Below are 8,887 nucleotides of genomic sequence, written 5' to 3'. Positions count from 1 at the left end.
GGTATGTCGCCCGCGTCCTTGCTGTGACCTGGGCCCACTGACAGGACCCAGGATTTTCTTCAAAGGAACCACCAACACTGACCGCGACTCCCCGAATAGGGAGACGTTCAGCGCCGGGGGTGTTTCTTTGGCGTTGACTTTTGGCACGCTGTTGAGTTCTCAAGGAACGGACGCTTCCTTCGGTGCGGAATCAACCGCGCCCTCCGGGCGTTTGACGTTCAGTTTGTGTTGCTTTTGTGTTTCTCGTGTTTCGCTTTCGCGTCTCCAGCTTAGCACACCGTTTCGGCCGCTTCGCTTTCCTCGCTTTCGGCGTCCGGCGCGTTCCCGCGCTTTCCGCCTTTCAGACTCTAGCAGATCTTCCGACCCGCTTCGTCCCGCCGCTTCGGGCATCGGGAATTTGCATTTCCGAGGCATTTGGCGGCGCCCGCCGACTTTAGCGGAGCACATTCCGATCGCCTAATCGGTGATCGGGGATTGTGCTCGCCTCCCGGGCGGACTTCGCAACAGTACACGGCCGGGCCCGGAGCGCCAAATCGCTCCCGGCCCGGCCGCTCGTACCTCTCCCCACGGCCTCGGCGGCGGGTCACCGTCGCCTGGCCGCAGGCTCAGCGCAGCCTCAACGCCCCTTCCCCGGACGCGTGTTCGGCCCCGGCGCGGTGTTCGGGCCCGCCTCCGTCACCGGGGCCGTCGGGGTCACCTTGCCGTCGTGTGTGAAGCCGATGCCCTTCAGTGTCGGCATTGCCGTGCCGTCGCCGGTGAGCTCCACCTTGTATTGCAGGAATCGCGACGACGTCCCCACCGTGTCCCCCGGCTTGGCCAGGTCCTTCCACGGTGTCCAGCTCGCGTCGGGAATCGCGGTGGTGCCGGTTCGGACCGATACCCGCAGCGTCGTGCCCTTGGGAATGTCGGCCTGCCAGTCGCTCGCCAGCCACGTGACCATTTGGCCGGCGTCCAGGGCCTTGGATACGTATGTACCGGTGCGGGCCCGGTCCAGGGTGAGGGCGTCGGGGCGGTCGCCGCTGACCGCTCCGCCCGAGACCGTGCCGTTGGTGAAGTCGAAGGCGCCGGTCTCGGCGACGCCCGGCCTCGGCATGACCAGGCGGGCCGTGTCCTTCTTCTTTCCGCCGCCGCCCGTCCAGGTCCCCTCGTTCCCGGCCGCGTCGATGCCCGCCAGGCGGAAGGCGTATGTCGCGCCGGCGCCGAGGTGGCCGAGCTTGGCGTGGTGGGTGGTGGTGCGCTGCTTGGCGTCCGTGTACACCGGGCGCACCGCGGCCGCCGTGTCGCCGAGCAGGACCGACGTCGTGGTGGGCTTGTCCGTCTTCCAGGTCAGGTCAGCGCTGCCGTCCGGCCAGGTCTTGACCGCGACGTCGCTGATCACCGGGGCCTTGCGGTCCGCCTTGGGGGTGCGGAACTCGGCGGGCTTGGTATTCGGGGCGGGCCAGGTGGTGCGGTCGCCCTTAGCGTTCACCGAGGTGAGTCGGTAGTAGTAGGTGGTGTCGGGCTTGAGTGCGCCCAGGGCCACCTTGTGCTCGCCCGCCGTCTCCACGCTCTGCTGGGTGATGGGCAGCTGGTCCGGCTGGGTACCGAGCTGCATCTCGGTGGTGGCCGGGACGTCCGTCGTCCAGGTCAGGGTGCCCGAGCCGTCGGGTGCCGGGGCCGCCTCGGCCCGGGCGATCAGCGGGGCGACCGGGGTGGCGTAGGTGGCCGTGTAGGCGCCGGAGGTCCCGTCGAAGACGGCGTACTCGATGCCCTTGATCGTGGTCTTCTGGAAGGTGACCGGGGCGCCGCCGCGGGACAGACCGGTGAGCGTGGTGCCGCCGGAGCCGGTGGTCGGGAGCATCGTCATCAGGTTCGTCGCGGCCGCGTTCTGGTTGACCGTGAAGGTGACCGTGTTGCCGACCCGGTTCAGGCCGGTGACGGTCGAGGCGTTGCGGGCGTCGGTCCAGTCCAGGAGTTGTTTGGCGGAGACGATCGGGACGTTCTTCGCTTTCGCCGAGGCGATCAGCGCGGCCTCGATGTCGAGCTGGCCCACGTTGCCGACCCCGCCGTTGGCGTTCGCCGAGTCGGTGTGGTTGTTCATCACGAACGCGCCGTAGAAGCCGTCGTTGTTGGCACCGCTGACGAGTTGGTCGAACGTGTCCGGATAGACCTGTTGGAATTCGTCGTTGATCTGTGTGGTGCCCTGGTAGATGTCGATCATCTGACCGCTGGGGTCGGTGAAGCGCATCGGGAATCCGGAGCCGGTGAAGAATCCGGGACTGGCCTTCATCAGCGCCCCGCCCCAGGTGTTCTTCCAGTAGTCGGGCATGTAGTAGTAGTTCGTGTCGAGCCGGATTCCCTTGGCCCGGGCGATCGTCGCGTTGGAACTCCAGTCCGGCCAGATCAGGCAGTGGGTCCGGTTGGTGGTCGGCTTCAGCGGGGCGTAGCGGGTGAAGTCGTCCAGGCTGTTCTCGTACACCGCTGAGAGTTCGGCGTTGATGTCCGCCTGCGACGCGCCGGCGCGCATCTGCGGACAGCTGCCGTTCTCGTCGACGTGTCGGGCGATCTCGAAGCCCTGGGCGGTCCAGTTCTGTACGTCGGATACCGGGGGTGCCTGGGTGCCCTGGGGTCCCGGGCCCCAGACGTAGATGGTGCCGCGCATACATTTCCAGTTCCGGACCGCGGCGTCGCGCAGGGCCGCGATGGGGCTGGAGCAGTTCGGGTCGGAGCTGTTGTTGTTGTAGCGGGTGACTCGGCCCTGCATGTCGCTGAGATTTTGGCCGTGGTTGTCGCCGGTGGAGACCATCACGACCTTGAGCAGGTCGGGGGCGGCGGTGGCGGCGTTGCCGGGCAGGTACCAGGTCCTGGGGATCGGGGCCTTGGCGCGGTTGCCGATCTCGATCAGGTTGGCGAACAGGCGCTGCTGTTCGTCGGCCTGCGGGACGCGGACGCGGCTGAGGTCGATCCAGTCCGGGTAGAACATGTCGTCGGCGCGCATCAGCGGGCCGCCGCTGTCGGAGAAGTTGTCGTTCTCGACGCCGGCCTGGGCGGGGTTGCCCTGGCGGGTCTGCACGATGGAGCGGGCCAGGTCGTAGGTGAAGGCGGAGGCGGTGCCGCTGCCGACGGTACGGGTGGTGACGGCCGGGCCGAGTGGGCTGGTGCCGGTGCGGGTGTACAGGTCCGCGACGCGGATCGTGCCGACGCCGCCGGGGACCGTCCATACGTCGGCGGGGCCGTGGTACTGCATGCTCAATTGGCTGTAGATGCCGGCGCCGGGCGCGGTGCCGCTGTCGACCTTCATGTATTGGTTGGCCTGGAAGCCGCCGGAGGTGCCGAGGCCGAGCAGGCCGGCCAGGGCGGCGCGCGGGTGCATGGCGATCAGGTTGCCGCCGGCGTTGACCCACGTGGTGAGGTCGGCGACCAGTTGCGCGGAGGGGGCGAAGTCGCCGAGGACGACGGTGGTGTAGCCGTTCAGCACGGTCGCGGTTACCGTGCTCGCGTCCTTGACGGCGAAGGAGTTCAGGCCCTCGGCGCGCAGGATTTCGGTGTAGTAGCAGCTGAAGGGGTTCGAGTCGGCCTTGATCACCAGGATCGGGCCGGTGTTCGGCGCGTCGCACGGCGGGGTGGGCGGTGCCTGGCCGGTGGTGAAGGACCAGTTGGCGTCGGGCATCGCGTTGTCGGATCGGTCCTTGACCCCGCCGACGGTGAGTGTGTACGGCGTGCCGTAGGCCAGTTCGGTGTCCGGCTTGAGGGTGAGCTGGGTCGGGTTGGTGGGGTTGTCGAATTCGAGTTCGGCGGGTACGACCGTGCCGTTGCGCTTGAGTTCGAAGGTCAGGCCGGTGGTCTTGAGCGGTTCGCTGAAGGTGACCGAGGGTTGTACGCCGGCGAGTACGCCGTTGGCGTTGGCCGTCGGCGACTGGTCGGTGATGGCGGGGGCGACGGTGTCCTCGGCGTTGGTGCTGAAGACCACGTCGACCCAGTAGTTGCTGCCGTTCCAGCTGTCGGTCGGGTAGATGCTGCCGGCGTTGTACTTGTAGACGCCGTTGCCGCCGTCGACACCGTCGGCGAGTGCGCTGATCATCGTGTTGCCGACGGCCTGGGAGAACGAGGCGGTGTTGGCCGGGTAGTTGCCGTTGGGCGCGAAGTAGGACGCGACGTAGGTGACGCCGGCGTGCACGGTGATCGGGGTGGGCAGGTCGACGGTCTGCCAGCCGGTTCCGGTGCGGTTGACGTTGGGTACGGTGGCGAGCCGGGTCTGGGTGTTCTTGTCCCACAGGCTGACCGCGTAGGGGCCGGTGCTGCCGGCGAGTTTCCAGAACCTGATCGACTTGATCTGGCCGTCGGCGGTGGTGCGGAACTTGACGCCGACCTCGACGCTGTTGTTGTCGGTCTGGTTCGGGGTGGTCGGGCTGACCGGGCCGGTCCAGATGCTGGTCTCGATGTTTTGGGTACTGCCGTTGCCGGTGGTGAAGGACCAGGACTTGGTCGCCGCGGTGTTGCCGGCGGCGTCCTTGGCGCCGGACACGCTCACGGTGTAGCCGGTGGACGCGGCGAGTGCCGAAGTGGGGGTGAACGTGGCGGTGTTGCCGTTGTAGGACGCGGCGCCCGGGACGGCCGGGCCGCCGGTCCGGGTGACCGCCCACTGCACGGTGGCGGGTTGGACCGGTTCGCTGAAGGTGACGGACAGCGGTGCGGCGGTGGCCACTCCGGTGGCGTTGGCGGCCGGGACGGTCTGGGTGGCCGTGGGCGGCGTGGTGTCGGCGCCGGGGACGAAGGAGACGTCGACCCAGTAGTTGCCGGCCCGGTAGGAGTCGGTCGGCATGCCGCCACCGGGGTTGTACGTGTAGACGCCGTTGCCCTGGGTGCCGTTGCTCGCCGGGGCGACGAGTTGTTCGACCGTGCGGTCGGTCGCGAAGTAGTCGGCGGTGACCGTGTAGCGGCCGACGGGCGCGACGTAGGAGGCGATGTACTCGGTGCCGGCGGTGACGGGGATCGGTGTGGCGAACGTGGCGCTCTGCCAGCCGGACGTGCTCTCGCCGGTGAAGGTCACCGAAGTCGCCGTGCCGGTGGCGGTGTTCCAGATCCGGCCCGTGTGGGTGCCGGTGTTGGCCGCGTCCTTCCAGAACTTGACCTGGGTGATCGTGCCGTCCTGGGCGGGCTTGAAGCGCACGCCCAACTCGACGGCCACCGCGTCGGTGTCGGTCACCGCGCCGCCCGGGGTGGCGCCCGCGAACAGCGAGCACGGACTGCATGGCGCGGCCTGGGCCGCGGTGATCGGGGCGAACAGGGTGAACAACAATGCGCCGATCGCGGCGAACGTGATGCTCGCCCATGTCCCTCGGCGTTGTCGAAGTCCCGGTCTGGTTCTGGCGCAGGCGGCCTTCATCGAGTTGGTGCTCCTCAATGGCATGACGGTCGGTCGTCGGTTCGTGGGTTCGGGCGGGTGTGGGCGCGCCGGAGCTCGGGTCGCCGCGCCGGTCCCGGAGACCGGGCCGCCGGCGGCGTGTTGCCGCCGCCGGCCCGGTTTCCGTGTGTCGGTGCCGGGCGGTGCCGGTTGCCGGCGCCGGGGCCGGGCTGGGACTGGTTGTCGGGGACTGGTCGGCGGCGACTAGTTGGTGGTGAAGACGACGTCCACCCAGTAGTTGCTGTCGTTCCAGGTGCTTGTCGGGAAGCCGGTACCGGTCGTGTACACGCCGTTGCCGCCGACGGTGCCGGAGGCGGGGGCGGTGATCGGTCCGGTTCCGGCCGCCGCTGTCAGGCCGCCCTCGGTGGAGGAGTAGCGGCCCACGGGTGCGTAGTACGAGGCCACGTAGGTGGTGTTGGCGGCGATCACGACCGGTTGGGCGAAGTTCACCTGTTGCCAGCCCGACGCGTTCTCGCCGGTGAAGGTCGCACTGGTCAGGATGCTGCCCGTGGCGGACCAGATGGTCCCGGTGTGTGTGCCGGTGTTGCTCGGGCCCTTGTAGAACCGCAGGCCGGTGATCTTCCCGGGCACGGTGGTGCGGAATTTGACGCCGAGTTGCATGCCGGCGGTGTCGGTGTCGGAGAGTACGGCCGGCGTCGCCGTCGCGGGCCAGATGGTGCAGGACGGGTTGCAGGTGGGCGGCGGGGTGCTGCCGGCCGTGGTGAAGGACCAGTATTTGTCGGCCATCGGCGTGCCGTCGGCGGATTGTGCGCCGCTGAGGGCGACCGAGTAGGTGGCGCCGGGTATCAGGTCGGTGGTCGGATCGAACGTGGCGACCCTGGTCGTGGCGTTGTAGCTCGCGGTGCCGGTGACCCGGCCGCTTTCGCCCCGGTCGATGGTCCAGACGATCGTCGCGGGCTGGACCGCCACGTCGAACGTGGCGGTGATGTTGCCGCCGACCGGGGCGAAGCCCTCCCCGCTTGCCGGGACGGTCGTGGTGACCTGCGGCGCGGTGCCGGTCGGGCCGCCGTTGGTGGTGGTGAACACCGGGTCGACCCAGAAGTTGGAGTCGTTCCAGGTCGAGGTCGGGAATCCGGTGCCGTAGCGGTACACCCCGTTGCCGCCGGCGGCGTTGCTCGCCGGTGCGGTGAGCGGGCCGCGGATGTGCGCGGTGGTCAGGCCGCCCTGGTCGGCGGAGTATCTGCCGTTGGGGGCCAGGTAGGACGCCACGTAGGTGGTGCCCGCGGTGACCGCCACGGGCTGAGCGAACGTCACCTGCTGCCAGCCGGACCCGGTTTCGTTGCCGAACGTGGCGGTGGCGAGTCGGGTGCCGGTCGCGGACCACAGGGTCCCGGTGTGCGTACCGGTGTTCGCGGCGTCCTTCCAAAAGCGCACGCCGGTGATGAAGCCGGCCCGGTCGGGTTGGAACTTGACGCCGAGTTCGGTGGCGGCGGTGTCCGGGTCCGGTCCCGCCGAGGGTTGGTCGGTCGGCGCCCACAGGGTGCACGGACACGTGACCGGTTGCGGTGGGCCGCCGAGGGTGACGGTGACGCCCGCCGACGGGGTCTCGGTGCGGGCGCTGTCGTCGGTGGCGCGGGTCTTGATGGTGATCGTGCCGCCGGCGCCGGTGGTGAACACGTAGGTCCAGTTGTCACGGCCGGTGGTGGCGGGGTGCCAGGTCGCGCCGTTGTCGACGGAGACCTCGACACCGCCGACCCGGCCGCCGGTGTCGGTCGCGGTGCCGGTGATGGTGACGTTGGAATTGGTGGGCAGGCTGCCGCCGTTGGTCGGCGCGGTGATGGTCGAGGTGGGCGGCGTGGTGTCGGTGCTCTGGGTCGCGGCGACCATGCCGCTCATCAGCGTGCCCGGTTGTACGCCCATGTCGGCGAACAGGTTGATCGTGGCCTGCTGCATCGCGGTGTCCACGGTGCCGTTCGCGCCGACCCGGTACACGTCCAGGCCCCAGGCCCACTGCACGGTGCCCGCGCCGAAGACCAGGGCGCCGCTGGGCGCGCGGTACAGGGTCAGGCTGTGCGTGGAACTGCCGTCGGCGTAGGTCGAACCCTGGTCCTGGAGCACCGACATGCCGGACTTGACCGTGGTGGACAGGCGGATCAGGCCCGCTGGTCGGGCGCCGTTGTCCAGATCGGAGTCCCACTCGTAGCCCAGCGTGCCGCTGCCGAGGGTGGTTTGCGCGGTGAGTCCGAGGGTGGCCAGGCGGGTGTTGCGCCACAGGCGCAGCCGCCCGTCGGCGCCGTTGGCGTTCATGTCGGTGGTGCAGCAGTTGACGGTGAAGATGGTGCCGGTGACGTTGTTCTCCGGTCGGCCGCCGTCACCGGGTGGCGAGAAGCGCGGGTCGCGCCAGGTGCCGGTCCACATGCTCGGACCCAGCGGGTCGATCGACTGGTTGGCGTGGGTGTCCTTGTAGGCGACCAGGTTGCGGTGGTCGGGGCCGTTGCCGTTGATCCCCCCGTTCTCCCAACGGGTCTTCCAGAACATCTCGTTGCCGGAGAAGAAGGCGAGGTTGACGCCCGCGTCCCGGGCCGCCTCGACGTTGGCGCGTTGTGCGCCGGACCAGTATTCGTCGTGGCCGACGGACAGGAACACCTTGTGGTTCTTGATCAGTTGGCCGCGTCGATCGGTGTCGACACCGGTTGTGTAGGAAACGTCGTAGCCATTGCGTTCGATGAAGCGCAACATCGCGAACTCGGCGTTGAACAGCGAGTCCTCGGGATTGTCGGCGCGCGTGGTGAACGGCCGGTTGTAGCTGACCTTGTAGGCGCGCCCCACCGGTTGTCCGGTGTACAGGTCGTTGCCGCCGTAGGCGTTGTACGCCTGCCATGTGGTGTCGGAGGACTGCATCAGCAGTGCCGAGTGCGACGCGTCGTTGCGGACGATGAACGGGATCTGGCTCGCGCCGGAACTGCCGTCGGTGCGGGTGGGTTTGGCGATGTAGTAGCCGGATACCGCGTCGGCGGGCACGGTCCAGGACGCGGAGTCGGTCCAGCTGGAGCAGTCGATCAGACCGGTCACCAGGTTGTCGATGTCGCAGTCGTCCTGCCGCTTGGGCGTCGTGGCGGAGGCCGGAATCGTGTAGACCTTGCGCGCGCCGTTGCCGTTGTACCAACCGAGTCGGTAGATGTCGACGCGGTAGGAGCTCGCGGTGGTGTCGATCCGGAACTTGATCTGGCCACCGGCGTTGGCGCTGATGTCCGTGGAGTAGCCCTGGATGGCGTTGCTGCCGGCGCCGCTGACGTCCCATTCGGTCCGAGGATTGCCGGTCTTGCTGTTCTCGCAGGCGATGGCGTTGGCGACCGGCGCGTCGCAGGGACCCGCGGCCGCCTTGGGTGTCTCCGGTGCCGCGACGGTCAACGCGAGCAATAGCGCGAACAGTGTCGGCACGGTCGCTCTGCGCAGCCTTGGTCTGGGTATCTTCATGAGTGTCCCCCACCCGAATATCGGTCCCCGGGGCGGTGTCCCGGGGCCGAGATACGGGAAAGTGTG

At 68.7% G+C, this 8,887-nt stretch carries 2 protein-coding genes; both read right to left on the bottom strand.

The features are described from left to right. Positions 1-616 precede the first annotated feature (616 nt). Positions 617-5,383 carry a DUF4082 domain-containing protein gene (locus ACH4XV_RS21315; protein WP_395791978.1) on the bottom strand — a complete coding sequence of 1,589 codons (4,767 nt, stop codon included), beginning with the start codon at positions 5,381-5,383 and terminating at the stop codon, positions 617-619. 204 nt (positions 5,384-5,587) lie between these two features. Further along, positions 5,588-8,821, bottom strand: coding sequence for a DUF4082 domain-containing protein (locus ACH4XV_RS21310; RefSeq protein WP_395791976.1), 3,234 nt, complete (start codon positions 8,819-8,821; stop codon positions 5,588-5,590). Positions 8,822-8,887: the final 66 nt, after the last annotated feature.

The organism is Embleya sp. NPDC020630 (assembly GCF_044334985.1).
In the GTDB taxonomy this organism is placed as follows: Bacteria; Actinomycetota; Actinomycetes; order Streptomycetales; family Streptomycetaceae; genus Embleya.
The sequence above is the reverse complement of the archived record's forward strand: the minus strand, read 5'-3'. Positions and strand labels throughout refer to the sequence as shown.